Origin of the sequence: Devosia sp., assembly GCF_030689745.1 — a bacterium.
Classification (GTDB): Bacteria; Pseudomonadota; Alphaproteobacteria; order Rhizobiales; family Devosiaceae; genus Devosia; species Devosia alba.
Map to the genome: position 1 here is coordinate 1 of NZ_JAUYGL010000180.1, position 20,846 is coordinate 20,846.

Here is a 20,846-nt window from a genome sequence, read left to right on the forward strand (position 1 = left end):
CTCGTTTCGTCGACCGCTCCCCCAAACTAGTGACTGCCCCCTCCAATTCGTCTGTACGGTCAGCTTTCCCTGGAAAAGGAAAAGGCCCGGGTTCCCGGGCCTTTGTGAGTTGAGGGAAAAGCTATCCGTTCGTGAATGGCAACGCTCCCTTCAATAGTGGAAAGTCTATGGGGTGCGTCACACCTCGTTTCGTCGACCGCTCCCCCAAACTAGTGACTGCCCCTTCCAACTCGTCAGTACGGTCAGCTTCCCCTGGAAAAGGAAAAGGCCCGGTTTCCCGGGCCTTTGTGAGTTGATGGAAAAGCTATCCGTTCGTGAATGGAAACGCTCCCTTAAATAGTGGAAATTCTATGGGGTGCGTCACAACAGCGAGCGGTCACTCCACTACGGATTTAGCGAGTGGTGGTGTCCCAGGATTAGCATTCTGAACATGTGCCAATGCCGGTCGATAAAAAACTAGTCCGATTGAAAAGCCCCGGTTTCCTGGGGCTTTTGTTTGCAATCAAAAGTTGAGGCCAACTGATGACGACATTGAGTGCGCATAAGTCGGACTTTTGGCCATCCTTGTAGGGCGATCACACTCCGCACGCTCAGATCGCTCAACTACATCCAGTCGTCGTCCCGCACGTATCACACTTCAAACACGTGCCGTTCCGCACCATGGTGAAGTTATGGCACTCGGTGCACTGGTCGCCGGTGTAGCCCTTCATCTGGGCTTCGGCGCGCAGCAAGCCGGAATCCTTGCTCGGGGGTGGGCTGGGGATCGGGCGCAGTTCGGCGGCCGGGAAGGCTGCCGGGGCCAGTTGGTTGTCGTGCTTGAGGGCAGTGGCGGCGTTCAGGGCCGTCACGGTTGAGGTCTGCATCGCTTGCACCGGATTGATGTACTGATCGCCCGAGACGATCATCAGGCTCTTATTGGTGACGCGGCCGCGGGTCATGCCGCGCGACACAAAGCGGTCGGCGGGCATGGGGGCAGCGGGCGCTGGCGCGGTCCGGCCACCCTTGGCCTCGTCGGCACCCTTGCCCAGCGAGGTCGGGCTTTCGGGATTGACGTGGGCCAGGTCGTCGCGGTCGAGATAGCTGACGGCCAGCTCGCGGAACACATAGTCCAGGATCGAGGTGGCGTTCTTGATCCGGTCATTGCCCATCACCATGCCGGCGGGCTCAAAGCGGGTGAAGGTGAACGCTTCCACGAACTCGTCGAGCGGCACGCCATATTGCAGGCCGATCGAGATGGAAATCGCGAAATTATTCATCATGGCGCGGAAGGCAGCGCCTTCCTTGTGCATGTCGATGAAGATTTCGCCCAGGCGCCCATCGGCATATTCGCCGGTGTGGAGATAGACCTTGTGGCCGCCCACCACGGCCTTCTGGGTATAGCCCTTGCGGCGGTCGGGCATCTTTTCGCGGTCACGAACGACCGTCTCGACGATGCGCTCGACGATCCTTTCGGCGACATGGGGCACGCGGGCCGCTGCCGGCATGGCAGCCAGTTCCTCGAGGTTATCCTCGTCTTCATCCTCGTCAGCCGCCGCCAGGACCGATGAGTTCAGCGGCTGGCTCAGCTTGGAGCCGTCGCGATAGAGCGCATTGGCCTTGAGCGCCAGGCGCCAGCTCAGCATATAGGCCTGCTTGGCGTCTTCCACCGTGGCGTCATTGGGCATGTTGATGGTCTTGGAGATGGCGCCCGAAATGAAGGGCTGCGCCGCCGCCATCATCAGGATGTGGCTTTCAATCGACAGCGAGCGCTTGCCGATCTTGCCGCAGGGGGCAGCGCAATCAAACACCGGCAGATGCTCGGGCTTGAGGTGCGGGGCGCCTTCCAGCGTCATGGCGCCACAGACGTGGATATTGGCCGCCTCGATGTCCTTTCTGGAAAAGCCCAGGAAAGGCAGCAGCTCGAAGCTGAAATCGTTGAGCTGCTCATCGGTGACGCCCAGTGTCTTGAGGAAATCGGCGCCCAGGGTCCACTGGTTGAAGATGAACTTGATGTCAAAGGCCGAGGCGGTCGCGGCATTCAGCGCGGCGATCTTTTCGTCGGTAAAGCCCTTGGTCTTGAGCGTCGACGGATTGACGCCCGGCGCCTGGTTGAGATTGCCGTGGCCGACCGCATAGGCCTCCATTTCCGCAATGTCGGATTCCGAATAGCCCAGGGTGCGCAGGGCCGGGGGCACGGCGCGGTTGATGATCTTGAAGTAGCCGCCGCCGGCCAGCTTCTTGAACTTGACCAGGGCAAAATCGGGCTCGATGCCGGTGGTGTCGCAATCCATCACCAGACCGATGGTGCCGGTGGGGGCGATAACCGACACCTGGGCGTTGCGGAAGCCGTGCTTCTCGCCCAGCGCCAGGGCATTGTCCCAGGCCAGCTTGGCACGTTCGCTCAGCTCGGCGTCGATCAGCGACGCATGGTCGAGCGGCACCGGGGTGATCGAGAGGTTCTCATAGCCCTCGGCATGGCCGTGCGCCGCGTTGCGGTGATTGCGGATGACACGCAGCATGTGCTTGGCATTGCGCTTGTAGTCCTTGAACGGGCCGAGCTCCTTGGCCATTTCGGCCGAGGTGGCGTAGGAAACGCCGGTCATGATGGCGGTTACGGCGCCGGCAATGGCGCGGCCTTCCTTGCTGTCATAGGGAATGCCCGAGGTCATCAGGAAGCCGCCAATATTGGCGTAGCCGATGCCCAGCGTGCGGTATTCGAAAGAGCGCTCGGCAATCGCCTTGGAGGGGAACTGGGCCATCATCACCGAGATTTCCAGCACCACGGTCCACAGGCGCACGGTGTGCTCATAGGCAGCGGTGTTGAACGAGCCATCGGCATTGCGATAGGGCAGCAGGTTCACCGAGGCAAGATTACAGGCGGTGTCGTCGAGGAACATGTATTCCGAGCAGGGGTTCGATGCATTGATCGGACCGGCTTCGGGGCTGGTGTGCCACTCATTGATGGTGGTGTGATACTGGATGCCGGGATCGGCCGAGGCCCAGGCGGCATAGCCCACCTGTTCCCACAGATCGCGGGCCTTCAGCGTCTTGGTGACAACGCCGGTCTGGCGGGCCTTCAGATCCCAGTCGCCATCGCCTTCCACGGCGCGCAGGAAATCATCGGTGACGCGCACCGAATTGTTGGAATTCTGGCCGGACACGGTGAGATAGGCTTCGCTGTCCCAATCGGTGTCATAGACCGGAAATTCGATCTCCTTATAGCCCTGCTTGGCGAACTGGATGACGCGGAAGATGTAGTTTTCGGGCACCAGTGCCTTCTTGGCGGCACGCACTTCGCGCTTGAGCGCCGGGTTCATCGCCACGTCAAAGCAATCGTCACCGCTGCCTTCGCAGTTGACGGCAGCCTTCATGATGGCCTTGAGGTGCTTGGAAACCACCTTGGAGCCGGTCACCAGAGCGGCAACCTTCTGCTCCTCCTTGACCTTCCAGTTGATATATTCTTCCACATCGGGGTGATCGATATCGAGCACCACCATCTTGGCAGCGCGACGGGTGGTGCCGCCCGACTTGATGGCGCCGGCAGCGCGGTCGCCGATCTTGAGGAAGCTCATCAACCCACTTGACTTACCGCCGCCCGAGAGCTTCTCGCCCGAACCGCGCAGCGCCGAAAAATTGGTGCCGGTGCCCGACCCATATTTGAACAGGCGGGCTTCACGCACCCACAGGTCCATGATGCCGTTTTCATTGACCAGGTCATCGCTGACCGACTGGATGAAGCAGGCATGGGGCTGGGGATGCTCGTAGGAGCTCTTGGAGCTGACGAGCTTGTGGGTGAACGGGTCGACATAGAAATGACCCTGGCCGGGGCCATCAATGCCATAGGCCCAGAACAGGCCGGTATTGAACCATTGTGGGCTGTTGGGCGCCACGCGCTGGCTGGCCAGCATATAGGCGAGCTCGTCGAAAAATGCCTGCGCATCTTCCTCAGAGTCAAAATAGCCGCCCTTCCAGCCCCAATAGGTCCAGGTGCCGGCCAGGCGATCAAACACCTGACGGCTGTCCATTTCCGAACCATAGCGTTCATTTTCGGGTAGCTTGGCGAGCGCAGCGTGGTCGGGGACCGAGCGCCACAGCCAGGACGGCACCGAATTTTCCTCGACCTTCTTGAGCACCTTGGCGACGCCGGCCTTGCGGAAATATTTCTGGGCGATGATATCGGCTGCCACCTGGCTCCAGGTCGACGGAACGGCGATATCTTCGAGCTTGAAGACGACCGAGCCATCCGGATTGCGAATCTCACTGGTGGCCGAACGGAATTCGAGACCGGCATAACGGTCCTGATTGGCTGTCGTGAAGCGGCGTTCAATGCGCATGGTCGTCTTAGTCCCCAATGTAACGGGCACACAAAGTCCCGCGAGCCGAAAACCCGGCTTCTTACCCAAATCTGTTTTGACGCGTCACCAACCGAGCCCGTGGCCGGGCCCGAAAAACTTGCCTGTGCCCCCGTATCGCTCTGGTCTGATGCCAGTGCTTGACCAGGGGACTTGAGCCAACGACATGGTGTGCTGTCGGCCTGCTCAAAACATCTGCCGATTCAGACGACGCGTCAACGTCACAAATCACAAGGTCTAGTGGTTGAGGGTAGCTGCGAGACAACCACTAGTAGGCTCAATATGTGGATTACGGGGACAAACTTCAAGCAAAACCGGCACTTGGCAGCCGCTATTCAGGCACCCGATTCCGTCACATGAAGTCGCGATAAGTGAGCCGAAAGATCGCCGCTAAAGCGCCGAAATACCAAGGCTAAACGCCTTTGCTGCCGGCGCGTTAAAATGTCGGTAACCATGTCTGGATTGTCTCGAATCAATCGACCACAACGCTGTCAAGCACAGAAAGATTGCGCAAAAATCGCTGCATGCCCTCTACCAGAGCCGGTGGTGGTGTGCCCCCCATGGCCTACCAGATGCAGTAGCAAGGGCAGGGCGTGCGCGCCGGGCAGCCGGGCCGCCCCGATTGCGACGCACAATGCCCAATTGTCGCAACGAAACACCCGCCAAACACTAGGCTGCAACACTGCACCATGATACACCCGGCGCACTCGCACCACTCGACGGCGGAATCGACAATTGGCTAAATCCGGTATCAAGCAGTTCCTGAGCGAAATCTTCTCCTGGTGGGGCGGTCAGACCTGGGGCACCCGTCTGTGGATCTGGCGCTTCGGCGACTATGTCGGCAGCGACGAATTCGGCAATCAATACTACCAGGATCGCAAGGCCGACCGACGCTATGTGACCTATGCCGGTCCGGCCGACGCTTCCACCATTGGCCAGGGCTGGCATGGCTGGATGCATCACCGCACCGATATTGTCCCCACCAAGGCCAATTACGCGGCCCGCGACTGGGAATTGCCGCATCAGAAAAACCTGACCGGTACCGCGGCAGCCTATCGGCCCGATGGCAGCCTGCTCAACAAGGGCGAACGCCCCCGCGTCACCGGTGACTACGACGCCTGGTCGCCTGAGTAAGGCCGGCGCCTTGCGCCACCGCACTGCCTTGCCCCATCTGTTGACCGTCCTGGCGCCAATCGCGGCGCTGGGCGTGTTGGGCATTACGGGCCCGGCATGGGCCCAACCCACCGCCAACCCGGTTGCCACCTTTTCCGGCCTCGACAAGATTACTGGCCGCATTACCCGCTTTGATGTCTATATCGACGAGACCGTGCTGTTTGGTGCGCTCGAGATCACGCCGCGCGCCTGCTATAACCGCCCGGCCACCGAAACCCAGCGCACCTCGGCCTTTCTTGAGGTCGACCAGCGCAGCCTGACCGGCACCTCCAAGCGCATCTTCACCGGCTGGATGTTTGCCGACAGCCCGGCGCTCAACGCCATCGACCATGCGGTCTATGATGTGTGGCTGATCGAGTGCGACACCAGCACCGATGTGCCGGCGCCCGACGCGCGCGACTGATTCTCTTCCGAAAAACGCACAACGCTGTCGAACTGTCCAAAGTTCAATCGTCTAGCGTGCAGTACCCGTTCGCCGCTGGTTCTGCTGCGCCGGCGTGCTGCCATGCCCCCAGGGGGCCGCGCCCGAGGAGACATATTGTGCTGACCAGTCCCGTGCTTGAAGACCGTACCGCCCAAGCCTATGCCTATATCCCCTTCACCGTCACCATGGCAGAGATGCAAAAGCCGGCCGACGCGGGCTTTCCGGCGTTGTTCGCCTGGCTCGCCAGCCACCGCCTTACCCCCATCGGGGCGCCATTCTACAATTACCGTCGGATCGACATGGCCAGGACACTCGATGTCGAAGCCGGCGTAATGGTCGAACGCGCTATTGCCGGGGACCATCCGGTCCAGTTCGGCACCCTGCCAGCGGGGCAATATCTCAGCGCCAGCCATACAGGCCACTATGACGGCTTGCTGGACGCCACCGCGCAATTCATTGGCTGGGCGCAAGACAACAACATTGCCTGGGACATGCACGCCGCCGCAGACGGCGATCACTTCGCCTGCCGGTTGGAAATCTACGAGACTGATCCCCGCGAGGAACCCCACCCCGCCAAATGGCTCACCCGGCTGTCATTCAAGACAACCGGCTGACCGGCATAAAGGGGCGGGGCGGCGGGGCCATGCATCGCGCCGCTCATCACGGCGGGCAGGCAATCAGTACTTGCGCAGCAATCCGACCAGCCGGCCCTGAACCTTGACGCGGTCGGGCGGGAAAATGCGGGTCTCATAGGCCGGGTTGGCCGCTTCGAGCGCAATGGTATTACCCTTGCGGCGCAGGCGCTTGAGGGTGGCCTCTTCATCGTCCACCAGAGCCACGATGATTTCCCCGGTGCTGGCGGCGTCCTGCTTGCGGATCAGCACGGTGTCGCCATCAAAAATGCCGGCATCGATCATCGAATCGCCGCGCACTTCGAGCGCAAAATGCTCGCCACTGCCCAGCATTTCGGGCGGCACCATGATGGTGTGGGAATGAGACTGAATTGCCTCGATCGGTGTACCGGCTGCAATGCGGCCCATGACCGGGATGGAAATCGAGCGCACGCCGTCATCATCAGCGGCCATCCGCGAGGGCGGGCTGGCGACCTTGCCCAGATTGCCCTCGATCACCGACGGCTCGAAGCGCGCCTTGCGGCCACCCAGTGACGGGTTCATCGAATCGGGGAGTTTGATCACTTCGAGTGCCCGCGCCCGATTGGGCAGGCGACGAATGAACCCGCGCTCCTCAAGCGCGGTAATCAGCCGGTGAATGCCAGACTTGGACGCCAGATCGAGTGCATCCTTCATCTCATCGAACGATGGCGGGATGCCGCTTTCCTTCATCCGCTCGTGGATGAACATCAACAGCTCGTGTTGTTTGCGCGTCAGCATGGGGCCCCTCGGGGTGAGAATCGGAACATAGACAGAACGACTATAAGTGTTCCAGTTATGTTCTGCAATATCCCGAGCAATTTTGTGCGGGGCCCAGACTCGACGGCGTCAGAATGCGTCGACGACTATGGTCTCGACGATCGCGCCGGCGGGCCGGCCCGGGTCGTGTTCGGGTTGCACGATCAGCAGGTCCGCCCTGGCCATGGACGAGGTGTGGCCGCTATCGGTCTGGCTGATCGGCAGGGCCTGGGGGCCGGTCGGGGTCTGCAGCAACTGCGCCCGCATGAAATGGCGGCGTGCCGTATTGGGTGGGGTCGGCGCCGCCAATGGCAGGTGCCAGTGAATCTGCGGCGCCAGGCCCAGCCAGGCGCGCAGGGCCGGCTTGATGAAGACAATGGCGGTGACCATGGCGGAAACCGGATTGCCCGGCAGCCCGAACACCAGGGTCTTGCCAACGGTGCCGAACATCAGTGGCTTGCCCGGCCGCATATTGATCTTCCAGAAATCCAGGGTGACCCCGAGTTCGAGCAGGATTTCCTGCACGAAGTCATGATCACCGACACTGGCGCCGCCGGTAGTGATCAGTACATCGGGCTCATCGGCGAGGATCGCCACCAGCCTGGCGCGCAACTGGTCCCGCTGGTCGCGCGCAATACCATGGTCGGTGACGGTTTGGGCATAGGGGGCCAACAGGGGCGCGAGGCCAAAGCTGTTTGACGCGATGATCTGATCGGGCCCAAGGACCGCGCCTGGCAGTTCCAGCTCGTCGCCGGTTGCCAGCAGGGCGATGCGCGGGCGCTTGGACACGCTCAGGGCGGAGGCATTGGCAGCAGCAGCGACGGCCAGCTGCATCGGCGTCAAGCGGACACCTACGGCGATCAGGGTCTGGCCAACGGCAAAGTCATTGCCCCTGGCCCGCACATTGCGGCCCGGCTGGGGCTGGCTCGAAAACGCAACGCGGTCGCCGTCGAGCGTGGCATCTTCCTGCATGATCACCGCATCGGCGCCATCGGGCACAGGAGCGCCGGTGAATATCCGCACCGCCTCGCCGGCCCTGAGGGATCCGGCAAACCCGGCCCCGGCTTGCGCCATGCCGATGATCGCCAGACTGTGGCCCGGCGCAATATCTTCGGCGCGCACGGCGTAGCCATCCATGGCGCTGGCATTGAAGGGCGGTTGATCGTGCCGGGCCAGCACGGGGGCAAGCAGGACCCGGCCTGCCGCCTCGCCGAGTGGCAGGCTTTCGCCCACTGGCGCAGGCACCCGGCGCAATATGGCAGCGATGGCGTTCTCAACCGGGAGCAGGCTCATGACCGCACAAACGCCCCGGATTTGCCGCCGGACTTTTCCATCAGGCATATGTCGGTGATCAGCATGCCCCGGTCGATCGCCTTGGCCATGTCGTAGAGCGTCAGCGCGGCGGTCGAGGCGGCCACCAGGGCTTCCATTTCCACCCCGGTCTGCCCGGTGGTTTCCGCGGTCGCAATGATCACAATGGCATCTTCGCCATGCTCGGCAATCTCCACGCTGACCTTGGTCAGGGCAATGGGATGGCAGAGCGGGATCAGATCGGCGGTCTTTTTGGCGGCCATGATGCCGGCAATACGCGCCACCGCCAAGGCATCGCCCTTATTGAGTCCACCCGCCATGATGGTGGCGATGGTTTCACGCTGGCCCACAAGGCGCGCCTGCGCCACGGCCCGGCGACGCGTCACCGCCTTGTCGGCAATATCGACGATATGGGCCTCGCCCCTGGCATTGAGGTGGGTCAGTCCCTGCGCCATCAGCGGGCCGCCTGCACTGACCCCAGCAGCAGCGCCCGGGTGGCCGCAGCCACGTCATCCTGCCGCATCAGGCTCTCGCCCACGAGGAATGTACCGATGCCGGCCTCCCGGTCGAGCTTGAGCAGGTGCTCGTGGTCGACAATGCCGCTCTCGCTGACCAGCAAGGTGCCCTGCGGCACGCCACCCGCAAGATTGACGGAAGTCTCCAGCGTGGTCTCAAACGTGCGCAGATTGCGGTTATTGATGCCGATGAACCTGGCACCCAGCGCCACTGCCCGATCCAGCTCAAGCTGATCGTGCACTTCCACCAGCGCGTCCATCTGCCACTCTGCGGCGGCGTCCAGCAGATAGCGCGCCACCTCGTCATTGACGGCGGCCATGATGATCAGAATACAGTCGGCGCCCCAGGCCCGCGCTTCGGCGACCTGATAAGTCTCGAACAGGAAGTCCTTGCGCAGGACGGGCAGGTTCACCGCCGCCCGCGCCTCGATCAGAAACTGCGGAGAACCCTGAAAGCTGGGCTGGTCGGTCAGCACGGACAGGCACGCGGCGCCGCCCGCTTCATAGGCGCGGGCAATCGCAGCCGGATTGAAATCGGCCCGGATCAAGCCCTTGGACGGGCTGGCCTTCTTCACCTCAGCAATCAGCGCATACTGATCATTGGCCCGCTTGGCCTTGAGGGCCTTGATGAAGCCGCGCGTGGGAGGCTGGTCATGGGCTTGCGCCACCACTTCGGCCCAGGGCCGCAGCGCCTTGGCAGCAGCGATCTCGTCGCGCTTATAGGCTTCGATCTGCTTGAGAATATCGGTCATCAGTCGCGTCCATTCGATACCGCCACCAGGCGGGCGAGAGTGTCTTTGGCCTTGCCGCTGTCGATCAGGCTGGCGGCGGCTTCGGCCCCTACGCGCAGATCGGCCACCTTGTCGGCCACGATCAGCGCCGCGCCGGCATTGAGCAGCACGATATCGCGATAGGCGCCCGGTGCACCATCGAACAGCGCATGCATGGCCTGGGCATTGTATTCAGGATCGGCACCCAGCAAATCCTCGGCCGCGTGCCGTTTTAGCCCGGCCTCTTCAGGTGTCACTTCAAAGCTGCGCAGATCGCCATTGGCAATCTGGGCGACAAAGCTGGGCCCGGTGACGGTGATCTCGTCGAGCCCGTCGCTGCCATGCACCACCCAGGCCTTGATGGCCCGGTTGGCGAGCAGCGCGGCGGCCACCGGCTCCACCCATTCCTGGGCATAGACCCCCAGCATATAGCGCCGCACCCCGGCCGGATTGGCCTGTGGTCCGAGCAGGTTGAACATGGTGCGCACGCCCATTTCGGCCCGCGACGGACCGACATGGCGCATGGCGGGGTGATGGCTGGGCGCAAACATGAAGCCGATGCCGGCCTCCCGAATGCAGCGGGAAATATCGGCCGGGGTCAGCTCCAGATTGACGCCGAGCGCCTCGAGCACCTGCGATGCCCCCGACTTGGACGACAGCGCCCGGTTGCCATGCTTGGCTACCGGCACACCGGCCGCCGCCACGACAATGGCGCTGGCCGTGGAAATATTGAGCGTGCCGCCGCCATCGCCCCCGGTGCCGACAATATCCACCGCTTCGGCAGGTGCCTCCACCGGCACCATCTGTTCGCGCAGAATGGAGACGGCGGCGGCAATCTCGCCGACCGTTTCGCCCTTGATCCGCATGCCCATGAGGAAGGCGCCAATCTGGCTGGGCGTCGCCTCGCCGGCCATGATGATGCGCATGGCGCCGCGCATTTCTTCGCCGGTCAGATCCTTGCCTTCGCCAATTCTGTGCAGTGCCTGCTTGATATCCATCACGCGGCCCTCTTCTGGTTGAAATCGCGGGCAATGTTCAGGAAATTCTGCAGCAGGGCGTGCCCATTCTCGGAGGCGATGCTCTCGGGGTGAAATTGCACGCCGTGGACCGGCAGGCTGGTGTGCTGCATGCCCATGATCAACCCGTCATCGGTGGTGGCGGTGACTTCAAGGGTAGCGGGCAGGGTCTCGGGCCGCACCGTCAGCGAGTGATAGCGCGTCGCCTCGAATCCGGCATTGAGACCACGGAACAGACCCTTGCCGGTGTGATTGATCTTTGAGGTATTGCCATGCACCAGATGGGGTGCCCGGATCACCTCGCCCCCCATGGCCTGGCCGATCGCCTGATGGCCCAGGCACACCCCTAGAATTGGGATTTCCCCCTTGAAACGGTCGATCAGCGCCAGACAGATTCCCGCTTCATTGGGGGTGCAGGGGCCGGGCGACAGCACAATGGCCTCCGGCGCCATGGCGGCGATTTCATCGAGGGTGATCTTGTCGTTGCGGACGACGGTGATGTCGGCGCCCAGCTCGCCCAGGAAATGGACGAGATTGTAGGTAAAACTGTCGTAATTATCGATGACGAGCGTGCGGGTCATGTTGTGTGGTTCCTGGCAGGCAGTTCAAACATTGAGCGGCCCTTGCGGGCGCCGCGTTCAGAAGCCGCCCCGCCATCGCTGCATTGCCAAAGCCTGTGCCCTCATTGCCCGATCCTCGCCTCGCCAGCATAGCGTAGCGCTTCCTCGGCGGCGCTGAAAAGGGCACGCGCCTTGTTTTCGCATTCCATCTGTTCGAGTTCGGGCTGGCTGTCGGCGACGATACCGGCCCCCGCCTGAACATAGAGCTTGCCGTCCTTGAGGATTGCGGTGCGCAGCACGATGCAGGTATCCATGGTGCCATCGGCGCCGAAATAGCCGACGCAGCCGCCATAGATCCCGCGCCGCGAGCTTTCCAGTTCATCGATGATCTCCATCGCCCGCACCTTGGGGGCGCCGGACACTGTTCCGGCCGGAAACCCGGCCGACAGCGCGTCGACAAAGTCATATTTCGGATCAAGCACACCCACCACATTGGAGACGATGTGCATGACGTGCGAATAGTATTCGAGGAAGAACTTGTCGGTGACCTTAACGGTGCCGATTTTGGCGACGCGACCGACATCGTTGCGGCCCAGATCGAGCAGCATTAGATGCTCGGCCAGTTCCTTGGGATCGCTCATCAGTTCGGCGGCCAATTCCGCGTCCCTGGTCGGCGTTGCGCCGCGCTTGCGCGTGCCAGCAATCGGCCGGATGGTCACTTCGCCATCCTGCACCCGCACCAGGATTTCCGGGCTCGACCCGGCCACGGCAAAGCCGCCGAAATCGAGGAAATACATATAGGGACTGGGATTGGTGCGGCGCAGCGCCCGATAGAGCGCCGTGGGCGGCAGATTGAAGTCCGCCGAGAAGCGCTGGCTCAGTACCACCTGGAAGATGTCACCGGCGGTGATGTACTGCTTGGCCTTGGCCACCATGGCGAAATAGGCGTCCGGGCTGGTATTGCTGCTCACCTCGATGCTTTCGAGGTCAGGCAGGGCAGGGGTTGCCGGCATGGCGCGGCCCAGCCGGGTTATGGCGTCATCGATGCGGCCCTGCGCGGCCTCATGGGCCTGCCGCGCTGATACGCCGTCGCGTACATAGACCGGCGCGGTCAGGTACAGCTCATCCTTGAGGGTGTCGAAAATCGCTAGCAGCGACGGCCGCATCAACACCGCTTCGGGGGTCTGCAAATGGTCCGGATTGCTGCTGGGCAGCACTTCCATGTAGCGCACCATGTCATAGCCGAGATAACCATAGACCCCCGCCGATTGCGGCGGCAGCCCGTCGGGCATCTCAATCCTGCTGTCTGCCACCAGTTCGCGCAGCGCATCAAGCGGCAGGGCGGAAACCGGCACGAAGCTGGTGTCATCGATCTGGGCCGTGCGATTGATCGCGGCGGCCCCGCCCTCGACTTTCAGAATCACATCAGGCTGCGTGCCGATGATCGAATAGCGTCCGCGCACCGCAGCGTCCTGCACCGATTCCAGCAGGAAAGTGTTCTTGCGGCCAGCGGCCAGCTTGAGATAGGTGCCGATCGGGGTTTCCAGATCGGCCACGATGCGCCGCCAGACGATCTGCGATTTCCCGGCATTGTACTGCTCAGAGAAGCGCTGAAAATCGTCGTCGGCCATCGTCATCGTCCAGTCTCGAGTTGGCCGGCCTGGGTTACAGGCCGGTATTGATCGCCAGCGTCTGCTGCAGGGCCTGCTGGTTGACGCGCAGGCCGGCATCGTCGCGAATGGCCGTGACGAACTCACCATAGAGACCGACGCGCGCTTCGTTTTCCAGATTGGCCTGGGCGGCTGGATCGAGAGGCCCTTCGCCCGCAATCACATCGACCACCTGGAATACGACGTACTCGCCTGACTCGTTGAGCGCGGAACCATGATGGTCGCTGCCACCGGCAAAGGCTGCACCCGCCACCACGCCATCAATGCTGCCATCGGCAGCACCAAAGCGCGAGAACGGCGTACTCAACTGTGGAAACACATTGTAGCTCGCGGCCACATCGGCAATCGGCGTGCCGGCATCAAGCTTGGCCACAGCGTCCGCACTGGCCGCCAGCAGGGCGGCATTGGTGCGTTCGGCAGTCAGCGCGGCCAGCACGTCCTCGCGCACTTCGTCCAGGGTCTGGTCGCGCGCAGGTTCGATGGCGATGAGGTCAAAATAGAGGTTACCGCTGCCAGCCAGTGGAATGGCCGCGGTCAACTGGCCCTTTTCGGCCTTGAAAATGGCCTGGCTGATCCGGCTGGCGTCAGCAGGATCCAGCTCGGGCAAGACGTTCAGTTCCGCGCCGCTGGCGGTTACATCGGCCTCATAGATGTCCAGACCAAAACGCGCGGCGATTTCGCTCAGCGGGCGGAAAGCGGCGCGCAGTTCCTCGACCTGATCCTGCACGTCGGCAACTTCGTCGCGCGCCTGGCTGCGCGCCAAATTCTGGGCGATCTGCTCGCGTGCTTCGGCCAGGCTCGGCACCCCACCGGCCTCAATGGCCGAAACATGCACCGCGCGCTTGCCGGTCACCCCGTCGATGATGGCAAACTCGCCGTCGGCGAGGCCAAAGGCCGCCGTGGCCAGATTGGCATCGCTGATGTCGGCCTCAGCGAGGCTCCCCAGATCGGTTGCCGTCAGAGCGTTGTCGCTCACCAGGGTTTCAAACGGCGTGCCAGCGGCAAGACCGGCTTCAAACGCTGCCACCTGCGCGTCGTTGAGCACAACCTGCTGAATGGTGCGGCGCTCGGCCTTGGTCAGGCCGGCCTTGGTGCGCTCATATTCGGCGGCAATGGCGTCATCGCCAATGGTCTTGGTCGCGGCCAGATCGGCTGGCGAAAGGCGCAGCATTTGTACGGTCCGGCTCTCGACGGTCCGGAACTCGCCCTGATGCTCGCTGAGATAAGCCGCCAGTTCGTCCTCGGTCGGCACTGCGGGAGTGTCGACATTGGTGTCGCCCAGCACAAAGAAATCGACTGTCCGCTGATCGGCGACATAGCGGTTGATCAGGCTTGAGGCGGTCTGTGGCATGCCGGTGTCGGCGAACAGGCTCAGAACCACTTGCTCGCGGCGGGCCACATTGCTCTGGTCCTCGAAATACTGCGCTTCGGTCAAGCCGTTCTGGCGCAACACCTGGGTAAAGGCCTGTGGATCAAATGCCCCCAGCGTGCCCTGGAACGATGGATCGGCCCGCAGCAATTCGCTGAGCTTGGCTTCGGAAGCGCCGACGCCGAAATCGTCGGCCAGTTGGTCGAGCGCCGCATCCTGGGCGAGGTTCTGCAGAACCATTGAGGGAATGCCCAGGCTCATCGCCTGCTCGGCAGTCGGCACCGATCCCAATTGCTGGGCAACCTGATTGAGCTGACGCTCGTAGGCACGCAGGAAGGTGCGCGAGTCGATCTCGGCATCGCCGACGCGGGCCACGGTATTGGTGCCCAAATCGGTAATCACATTGTTGATGCCGAACCCGGCCAAGCCAACCAGAAGGAACGCCCCCAAGATCTTGCCGGCCCAGGATTTAGCAAAACCACGCAAACTATCGAGCATATCGGACGTTCCGTTCAGAGACTTGGGCCTTTACCGCAGTGGCGGCAGGGCAGTAGTAATCCATGTTGACAGCCGGGGTTAGGGCAATCCCCGTTCCGGTGCAAGAGGTAGGAGTAGCAAACAGTGACCACGACAATTTCGCCGCTGATCGCCGGCAACTGGAAAATGAACGGTTTGCGGGGCTCGCTGGACGAGTTGGCGAGCCTGGCCCACATGCTCATCTCCGGCGAAAACCCGCGCGCCATTGTGGTGATCTGCCCGCCTGCCACTATCCTGTCCGAGGTCGCCCAGCTCGGGGCGACAGCCGGCATCCAGGCCGGTGGACAGGATTGTCACACCCAGGCGCAGGGCGCTCATACCGGCGATATTTCGGCCAGCATGCTAGCCGATGCCGGTGCGCAATATGTCATAGTTGGTCATTCCGAGCGCCGCGCCGATCATGGCGAAACCGACGATCAGGTGCGCGCCAAGGCCGAAGCGGTCGTGGCAGCCCAATTGGCGGCTTCCGTTCCCGAGGCGGCCAATTTTCATGACGTCATTGTGGCCTACGAGCCCATCTGGGCCATTGGGACGGGCCGCACGCCCACCAATGAGGATATTGCCCGCATGCATGGCGCGATCCGCCAGCAATTGAGTGCGCGTTTCCCCGAGCAGGGCCCGACAATGCGCATTCTCTATGGTGGCTCGCTCAAGCCGCAGAATGCGCGCGAGATTCTGGCAGTGGAAAACGTCAATGGCGGCCTGGTTGGCGGCGCCAGCCTCTTGGCAAAAGACTTCTACACCATTATCTCCGCCGTATAGCGCCGTGAGCGCCAAAGGCTGGTCGGAAAATCCGCCCGGCCTCTGGCATTTTCGGCATGGGGCGTGTATGACGCGCCAACTTTTGACAGACCAATAGACTGAGACACGATGGCGAACGTCCTGATTGTGGCCTATCTGCTGATCGTCCTGGCGCTGATTGCAGTTATTCTGCTGCAGCGGTCCGAGGGCGGCGCGCTGGGCATTGGTGGTGGCGGCGGCGGCGGCCTGATGACGGCACGCAGTTCGTCGAACCTGCTGACGCGTACGACCGCTGTTCTGGCGGCGCTGTTCTTTGCCACCGCAATTGGCCTGACGGTTATCAACGAACTCGATCGTGGCAGTTCGGGCATTCTCGATCGGGCGACAACCACCGACGGCGAAGCCGCCCCGGCCAGCGTGCTTGATGCGCTCAATTCGCTGCAGGGCGATACCCCAAGTGATCTGCCCGTACCGGCTCCGACCACGCCTGCCGCGCCGGCTGCTGATGCTGGGGCGGGCCAGAGCGATGCTCTGCCGGTGCCCGAGGCACCCGCTGAGACGCCGGCTGCTCCGGCAAGCAACTAACCGCCGCAAGGCACGACGATTGAGGGGGATGGCAACATCCCCTTCTTCTTTTTGTGTAGGGCTGCAGAAGCACTCTACGAATCGATGCTGATGAGATTAAGGTGAGCGCCCATGGCTCGGTACGTATTCATCACCGGAGGCGTGGTCTCCTCATTGGGTAAAGGACTTGCATCGGCGGCGCTTGGCGCAGTCCTGCAAGCGCGCGGCTACAAGGTGCGCCTGCGCAAGCTTGACCCCTATCTCAACATCGATCCGGGCACGATGTCGCCCACCCAGCACGGCGAAGTCTTCGTTACCGATGATGGTGCCGAGACCGACCTCGATCTGGGCCATTATGAGCGCTTTACCGGCCGTGCGGCCAACAAGCGCGACAATATCACCACCGGTCGCATCTATTCCGACATTCTGGCCAAGGAGCGCCGGGGCGAGTATCTCGGCGCCACCGTTCAGGTCATTCCCCACGTTACCGACGCCATCAAGGACTTCGTGCTCGAAGGCAATGACGAGTTCGATTTCGTGCTGGTGGAGATCGGCGGCACTGTCGGCGATATTGAAGGCCTGCCGTTCTTTGAGGCCATTCGTCAGCTCGGCAATGATCTGCCCCGGGGCGATGCCTGCTATCTGCATCTGACGCTGATGCCCTATATTGCCTCGGCCGGCGAGCTCAAGACCAAGCCGACCCAACATTCGGTCAAGGAATTGCGCTCCATCGGCATTGCGCCCGACGTGCTGCTGGTGCGCTGCGATCGCCCGATTCCCGAGGGCGAGAAGAAGAAGCTGTCGCTGTTCTGCAACGTGCGCGAATCTGCCGTTATCCAGGGGCTGGACGTCAGTTCGATCTACGATGTGCCGCTGGCCTATCACCATGAGGGTCTGGACCGCGAAGTGCTGGCAACTTTTGGCATTACCGACGCGCCCGAACCCGATCTCAAGGCCTGGCAGGAGGTGTCTACCCGCCTGCATAGCCCCGAAGGCGAGGTCAATATCGCCATCGTCGGCAAATATACCGGCCTCAAGGACGCCTATAAATCGCTCTCGGAAGCGCTCACCCATGGTGGCATTGCCAACAAGGTGAAGGTCAATCTGCAGTGGATCGATTCCGAAGTGTTCGAGCGCGACGATCCGGCGCCCTATCTGGAACATGTGCACGGCATTCTGGTGCCTGGCGGCTTTGGTGAGCGCGGTTCGGCCGGCAAGATCGAGGCAGCCCGGTTTGCCCGCGTCAAGGATGTGCCGTATTTCGGCATCTGCTTTGGCATGCAGATGGCCTGCATCGAGGCGGCCCGCAATACCGCTGGCATCAGGAACGCCTCGTCCACCGAATTTGGCCCCACCAAGGAGCCCATTGTCGGCATCATGACCGAGTGGGTGAAGGGCAATGACACTGAAAAGCGCGCCACCGAGGGCGATCTGGGCGGCACGATGCGCCTTGGCGCCTATCCGGCCCAGCTAACCCGGGGCAGCCGCGTCGCCGACATCTATGGCACCACCCGTATTTCCGAGCGCCACCGTCACCGCTATGAGGTGAACATGGATTATCGCAAGCTGCTCGAAAAGAACGGCCTGCTGTTCTCCGGCGTCTCGCCCGATGGCACGCTGCCCGAAATCGTTGAGCGGACCGACCACCCATGGTTCATCGGCGTGCAGTTCCACCCCGAGCTGAAGTCCAAGCCGTTCGAGCCTCATCCCCTGTTTGCCAGCTTCATCGCTGCGGCGATGGATCAGAGCCGGCTGGTCTGATGCTGCTGCGGACGGCGCGTCTCACGCTGCGCCGGCCCGCCATGACCGATCTTGAGGCCTTCTTCGGGATAACCTCAAATCCGGCGGCCATGCGCTACTGGTCGACGCTGCCGCATGCCGATCTGGACGTCACCGAGGCCTGGCTGGCGCGGATGGTGGCGCGCGAGCAGAGCGGGGGCGAACACTTCGTCATTGAACGCGATGGCCAACTGATCGGCGAAGTCGGGGCAGGGCGCCTGCCCGATTTCGGCTTCATCATCCATCCCGACCATTGGGGGCAGGGTTACGCTACCGAAGCGTCGCGCGCCGCCATTGCCCACATCTTTGCCGTGACGGACGCCACCGAACTCAAGGCCGACGTGGACCCGCGCAATCTGGGATCGCTCAACACGCTGGCCAAGCTGGGCTTTGTCGAGACCGGACGTGCCGCCAATACCTTCCTGTTGGGCGAGCAGTGGTGCGACAGCGTCTATCTGACCTTGCCGCGTCCCTGATGGGTGTTGGCTGACCCGCCTGGGTCATGCTAACCATGGGCGGAAAGCCCCCGGAGCCGCCCATGGCCGAGATCATCAATCTGCGCAATGTCCGCAAGCAGAAGGCCCGGGCCGACAAGGCCACCGCCGCCGAACAGAACCGCATCAAATTCGGCCGCAGCAAGGCCGAAAAACAGTTGTCGGCCGCCGAACAGGCGCTGGCCGACAAGCGTATCGATGGCCACAAGCGCGACGACTAGCCAGGCGATCCGGTCAGCGATCGGCTACCAGTTCACCTGACAAACGCCGCCATGCGGCTTGAACTGCAGACTGCCCGCTGTGTACTCAAAGATTTCCAGCTTCACCCCATTGGGATCGCTGGTCCAGGCCTGCCAGGTCCCGTCCACGCCCAGCTTCTTGTCGGTGATCTCGACGCCCTGACCCCGCACATGGGCGAGCAAGCCATCGAGATCCTCGGTTTCGAGGCAGATATGGTTGATCTGGTTGGTCTCGTCGAATTTGGCACTGGCCTTGCTGAACACCTCGATAAAGGTGCGGCCACCCAGATCGAGATAGTAGCCGATCCGGTCATCGCCCCGCATGAAGGTGAAGGCGGTCGGGATGCCGAACACGTCGCGGTAAAACGCCTCGGTAGCGTCCAGATCGTGCGCGAAAATGCAGGTATGGGCGAGCTGTTTGATCAGGGCTTTGGTCATGCAATTGCTCCGCGAATCTCTTGCTGCAGTGCCGCCAGCCTAACCGACCGAAACAGGTCAAAAACCGCGATATGTGCCCGAACCATCAATTAAACAGCCATTTTGTGCTGCTGCCCTCTTTTCACTGTCATGGGGGGCGGCTAACACAGGGCCAGTAATCGAGATAACCCACACCGGAAGGGCTTTCCATGTCTTCAATCATCCACGTCAACGGCCGCCAGATCTATGACAGCCGCGGCAATCCCACGGTCGAAGTTGATGTGGTGCTCGACGATGGCAGCTTCGGTCGCGCCGCCGTGCCCTCGGGCGCTTCCACGGGCGCGCATGAAGCCGTTGAGCTGCGCGATGGCGGCAAGAAGTACTCGGGCAAGGGCGTGACCCAGGCGGTCGAGAACGTCAATTCGGTGATCTTCGACGAGATCCAGGGCATGGATGCACTCGACCAGATCGGCGTCGATCAGGCCATGATCGACCTCGATGGCACTCCCAACAAGTCGCGCCTCGGCGCCAACGCCATTCTTGGCGTGTCGCTGGCCGTCGCCAAGGCGGCTGCCGAGTCGAGCGAACTACCATTCTATCGCTATATCGGCGGCCCCAACGCCCATGTGCTGCCAGTGCCGATGATGAACATCATCAATGGCGGCGAGCATGCCGATAATCCCATCGACATGCAGGAATTCATGATCCTGCCGGCCGGTGCGGAAAACCTGGCCGACGCCGTCCGCATCGGTTCGGAAATCTTCCATACGCTGAAGAAGAATCTCTCGGCCGAAGGCTTCAACACCTCGGTGGGCGACGAGGGCGGCTTCGCGCCCAATCTGAAATCAGCCGACGAAGCGCTCGGCTTCATCATGCGCTCGATCGAAAAGGCCGGCTACAAGCCTGGCGAGGACGTGTTCCTCGGCCTCGACTGCGCTGCCACCGAATATTACAAGAACGGCAAATACGAGATGGTCGGCGAGGGCAAGTCGCTCACCTCGGAAGAAAACGTCCGCTTCCTGGCCGATTTGGCCGCCCGCTTCCCGATCATCACCATTGAAGATGGCATGGGCGAAGACGATTGGGAGGGCTGGAAGGCCCTGACCGAAGCGATTGGCGACAAGGTGCAACTGGTCGGCGACGATCTGTTTGTCACCAATACCGAGCGCCTTGTCTCGGGCATCAAGATGGGCGTGGCAAACTCCATCCTGGTCAAGGTCAACCAAATCGGTTCGCTTTCGGAGACGCTGAACGCCGTCGATACCGCGCACCGCGCCGGCTACACCTCGGTGATGTCGCATCGCTCGGGCGAAACCGAAGATTCGACCATTGCCGACCTCGCCGTCGCGCTCAACTGCGGTCAGATCAAGACTGGCTCGCTCAGCCGTTCGGATCGTTTGGCCAAGTACAACCAGCTGATCCGCATCGAAGAGCAGCTCGGCTCCTCGGCCAAATATGCCGGCTACTCGGTGGTCAAGGGCCGCTGATTGTCGCAAGACTGAACGACAAGGCCCGGCAGTGATGCCG

The 20,846-nt window shown here is 62.1% G+C and carries 19 protein-coding genes; 9 read left to right on the top strand and 10 right to left on the bottom strand.

Annotated elements, in window-relative coordinates; translation table 11 throughout:
- Positions 1–599: 599 nt before the first annotated feature.
- Positions 600–4,313 carry a vitamin B12-dependent ribonucleotide reductase gene (locus tag Q8O80_RS15690; protein ID WP_305580910.1) on the bottom strand — a complete coding sequence of 1,238 codons (3,714 nt, stop codon included), beginning with the start codon at positions 4,311–4,313 and terminating at the stop codon, positions 600–602.
- A 753-nt stretch (positions 4,314–5,066) separates the two neighbouring features.
- Between Q8O80_RS15690 and Q8O80_RS15695 the strand changes: the two genes are divergently transcribed.
- The 3 genes from Q8O80_RS15695 to Q8O80_RS15705 all read left to right on the top strand — a co-directional run bounded on the left by Q8O80_RS15695 (position 5,067) and on the right by Q8O80_RS15705 (position 6,542).
- Positions 5,067–5,465, top strand: a complete 399-nt coding sequence (locus Q8O80_RS15695) for an NADH:ubiquinone oxidoreductase subunit NDUFA12 (RefSeq protein WP_305580912.1) — start codon at positions 5,067–5,069, stop codon at positions 5,463–5,465.
- A 10-nt stretch (positions 5,466–5,475) separates the two neighbouring features.
- Entirely contained in the window at positions 5,476–5,907 is a 432-nt protein-coding gene (locus Q8O80_RS15700; protein ID WP_371136222.1) for a DUF2155 domain-containing protein, read from the top strand.
- Between the two features lie 137 nt (positions 5,908–6,044).
- The gene (locus Q8O80_RS15705) at positions 6,045–6,542 is read left to right on the top strand and encodes a GyrI-like domain-containing protein (protein WP_305580914.1); all 498 of its coding nucleotides are present in this window, start codon (positions 6,045–6,047) and stop codon (positions 6,540–6,542) included.
- Between the two features lie 63 nt (positions 6,543–6,605).
- Here the strand turns inward: Q8O80_RS15705 and lexA are convergent, their stop codons facing one another.
- From lexA to Q8O80_RS15745, 8 genes are all read right to left on the bottom strand, one after another.
- Positions 6,606–7,319, bottom strand: a complete 714-nt coding sequence (gene lexA, locus Q8O80_RS15710; RefSeq protein WP_305580916.1) for a transcriptional repressor LexA — start codon at positions 7,317–7,319, stop codon at positions 6,606–6,608.
- 108 nt (positions 7,320–7,427) lie between these two features.
- Positions 7,428–8,630, bottom strand: a complete 1,203-nt coding sequence (gene glp / locus Q8O80_RS15715; RefSeq protein WP_305580918.1) for a gephyrin-like molybdotransferase Glp — start codon at positions 8,628–8,630, stop codon at positions 7,428–7,430.
- Complete coding sequence (gene moaC / locus Q8O80_RS15720) at positions 8,627–9,103, bottom strand: cyclic pyranopterin monophosphate synthase MoaC (protein WP_305580920.1); 477 nt, start codon at positions 9,101–9,103, stop codon at positions 8,627–8,629. The genes glp and moaC overlap by 4 nt, the downstream gene beginning before the upstream one ends.
- Positions 9,103–9,915: an indole-3-glycerol phosphate synthase TrpC gene (gene trpC / locus Q8O80_RS15725; protein ID WP_305580922.1), complete on the bottom strand. Its 813-nt coding sequence runs from the start codon at positions 9,913–9,915 to the stop codon at positions 9,103–9,105. The genes moaC and trpC overlap by 1 nt, the downstream gene beginning before the upstream one ends.
- Positions 9,915–10,934 carry an anthranilate phosphoribosyltransferase gene (gene trpD, locus Q8O80_RS15730; protein WP_371136223.1) on the bottom strand — a complete coding sequence of 340 codons (1,020 nt, stop codon included), beginning with the start codon at positions 10,932–10,934 and terminating at the stop codon, positions 9,915–9,917. Before trpD ends, trpC begins: the two co-directional genes overlap by 1 nt.
- Positions 10,931–11,530: an aminodeoxychorismate/anthranilate synthase component II gene (locus tag Q8O80_RS15735; RefSeq protein WP_305580924.1), complete on the bottom strand. Its 600-nt coding sequence runs from the start codon at positions 11,528–11,530 to the stop codon at positions 10,931–10,933. The genes trpD and Q8O80_RS15735 overlap by 4 nt, the downstream gene beginning before the upstream one ends.
- Positions 11,531–11,631: 101 nt before the next feature.
- Positions 11,632–13,146: an anthranilate synthase component I gene (trpE, locus tag Q8O80_RS15740; RefSeq protein WP_371136224.1), complete on the bottom strand. Its 1,515-nt coding sequence runs from the start codon at positions 13,144–13,146 to the stop codon at positions 11,632–11,634.
- A 28-nt stretch (positions 13,147–13,174) separates the two neighbouring features.
- Complete coding sequence (locus Q8O80_RS15745) at positions 13,175–15,046, bottom strand: peptidylprolyl isomerase (protein ID WP_305580926.1); 1,872 nt, start codon at positions 15,044–15,046, stop codon at positions 13,175–13,177.
- Positions 15,047–15,169: 123 nt separating this feature from the next.
- Here Q8O80_RS15745 and Q8O80_RS15750 point away from each other — a divergent pair, with 123 nt between their 5' ends.
- The 5 genes from Q8O80_RS15750 (at position 15,170) to Q8O80_RS15770 (ending at position 18,884) form a co-directional block, all read left to right on the top strand.
- Positions 15,170–15,847: a triose-phosphate isomerase gene (locus tag Q8O80_RS15750; RefSeq protein ID WP_305580928.1), complete on the top strand. Its 678-nt coding sequence runs from the start codon at positions 15,170–15,172 to the stop codon at positions 15,845–15,847.
- 108 nt (positions 15,848–15,955) lie between these two features.
- The gene (gene secG / locus Q8O80_RS15755; protein ID WP_305580930.1) at positions 15,956–16,411 is read left to right on the top strand and encodes a preprotein translocase subunit SecG; all 456 of its coding nucleotides are present in this window, start codon (positions 15,956–15,958) and stop codon (positions 16,409–16,411) included.
- Positions 16,412–16,522: 111 nt separating this feature from the next.
- Positions 16,523–18,151 carry a CTP synthase gene (locus tag Q8O80_RS15760; protein WP_305580932.1) on the top strand — a complete coding sequence of 543 codons (1,629 nt, stop codon included), beginning with the start codon at positions 16,523–16,525 and terminating at the stop codon, positions 18,149–18,151.
- Positions 18,151–18,645, top strand: coding sequence for a GNAT family N-acetyltransferase (locus Q8O80_RS15765; RefSeq protein WP_305580934.1), 495 nt, complete (start codon positions 18,151–18,153; stop codon positions 18,643–18,645). The genes Q8O80_RS15760 and Q8O80_RS15765 overlap by 1 nt, the downstream gene beginning before the upstream one ends.
- A gap of 62 nt (positions 18,646–18,707) precedes the next feature.
- Positions 18,708–18,884: a DUF4169 family protein gene (locus Q8O80_RS15770; protein ID WP_305580936.1), complete on the top strand. Its 177-nt coding sequence runs from the start codon at positions 18,708–18,710 to the stop codon at positions 18,882–18,884.
- 24 nt (positions 18,885–18,908) lie between these two features.
- On the opposite strand, the gene Q8O80_RS15775 is transcribed toward Q8O80_RS15770, so the two are convergent.
- A complete protein-coding gene (locus Q8O80_RS15775; RefSeq protein WP_305580938.1) occupies positions 18,909–19,340 on the bottom strand; it encodes a VOC family protein in 432 nt (143 codons plus the stop codon).
- Positions 19,341–19,528: 188 nt separating this feature from the next.
- Here Q8O80_RS15775 and eno point away from each other — a divergent pair, with 188 nt between their 5' ends.
- A complete protein-coding gene (eno, locus tag Q8O80_RS15780; RefSeq protein ID WP_305580940.1) occupies positions 19,529–20,806 on the top strand; it encodes a phosphopyruvate hydratase in 1,278 nt (425 codons plus the stop codon).
- Positions 20,807–20,846 lie beyond the last annotated feature (40 nt).

Excerpts from the sequence above, each read along its gene's own strand:
- Q8O80_RS15690 (WP_305580910.1), bottom strand. The coding sequence starts at position 4,313 with ATGCGCATTGAACGCCGCTTCACGACAGCCAATCAGGACCGTTATGCC.
- moaC (WP_305580920.1), bottom strand. The coding sequence starts at position 9,103 with ATGGCGCAGGGACTGACCCACCTCAATGCCAGGGGCGAGGCCCATATC.
- Q8O80_RS15770 (WP_305580936.1), top strand. The coding sequence starts at position 18,708 with ATGGCCGAGATCATCAATCTGCGCAATGTCCGCAAGCAGAAGGCCCGG.
- trpE (WP_371136224.1), bottom strand. The coding sequence starts at position 13,146 with ATGACGATGGCCGACGACGATTTTCAGCGCTTCTCTGAGCAGTACAAT.
- Q8O80_RS15745 (WP_305580926.1), bottom strand. The coding sequence starts at position 15,046 with ATGCTCGATAGTTTGCGTGGTTTTGCTAAATCCTGGGCCGGCAAGATC.
- Q8O80_RS15775 (WP_305580938.1), bottom strand. The coding sequence starts at position 19,340 with ATGACCAAAGCCCTGATCAAACAGCTCGCCCATACCTGCATTTTCGCG.
- secG (WP_305580930.1), top strand. The coding sequence starts at position 15,956 with ATGGCGAACGTCCTGATTGTGGCCTATCTGCTGATCGTCCTGGCGCTG.
- Q8O80_RS15765 (WP_305580934.1), top strand. The coding sequence starts at position 18,151 with ATGCTGCTGCGGACGGCGCGTCTCACGCTGCGCCGGCCCGCCATGACC.
- Q8O80_RS15735 (WP_305580924.1), bottom strand. The coding sequence starts at position 11,530 with ATGACCCGCACGCTCGTCATCGATAATTACGACAGTTTTACCTACAAT.
- glp (WP_305580918.1), bottom strand. The coding sequence starts at position 8,630 with ATGAGCCTGCTCCCGGTTGAGAACGCCATCGCTGCCATATTGCGCCGG.
- trpC (WP_305580922.1), bottom strand. The coding sequence starts at position 9,915 with ATGACCGATATTCTCAAGCAGATCGAAGCCTATAAGCGCGACGAGATC.
- eno (WP_305580940.1), top strand. The coding sequence starts at position 19,529 with ATGTCTTCAATCATCCACGTCAACGGCCGCCAGATCTATGACAGCCGC.
- Q8O80_RS15760 (WP_305580932.1), top strand. The coding sequence starts at position 16,523 with ATGGCTCGGTACGTATTCATCACCGGAGGCGTGGTCTCCTCATTGGGT.
- lexA (WP_305580916.1), bottom strand. The coding sequence starts at position 7,319 with ATGCTGACGCGCAAACAACACGAGCTGTTGATGTTCATCCACGAGCGG.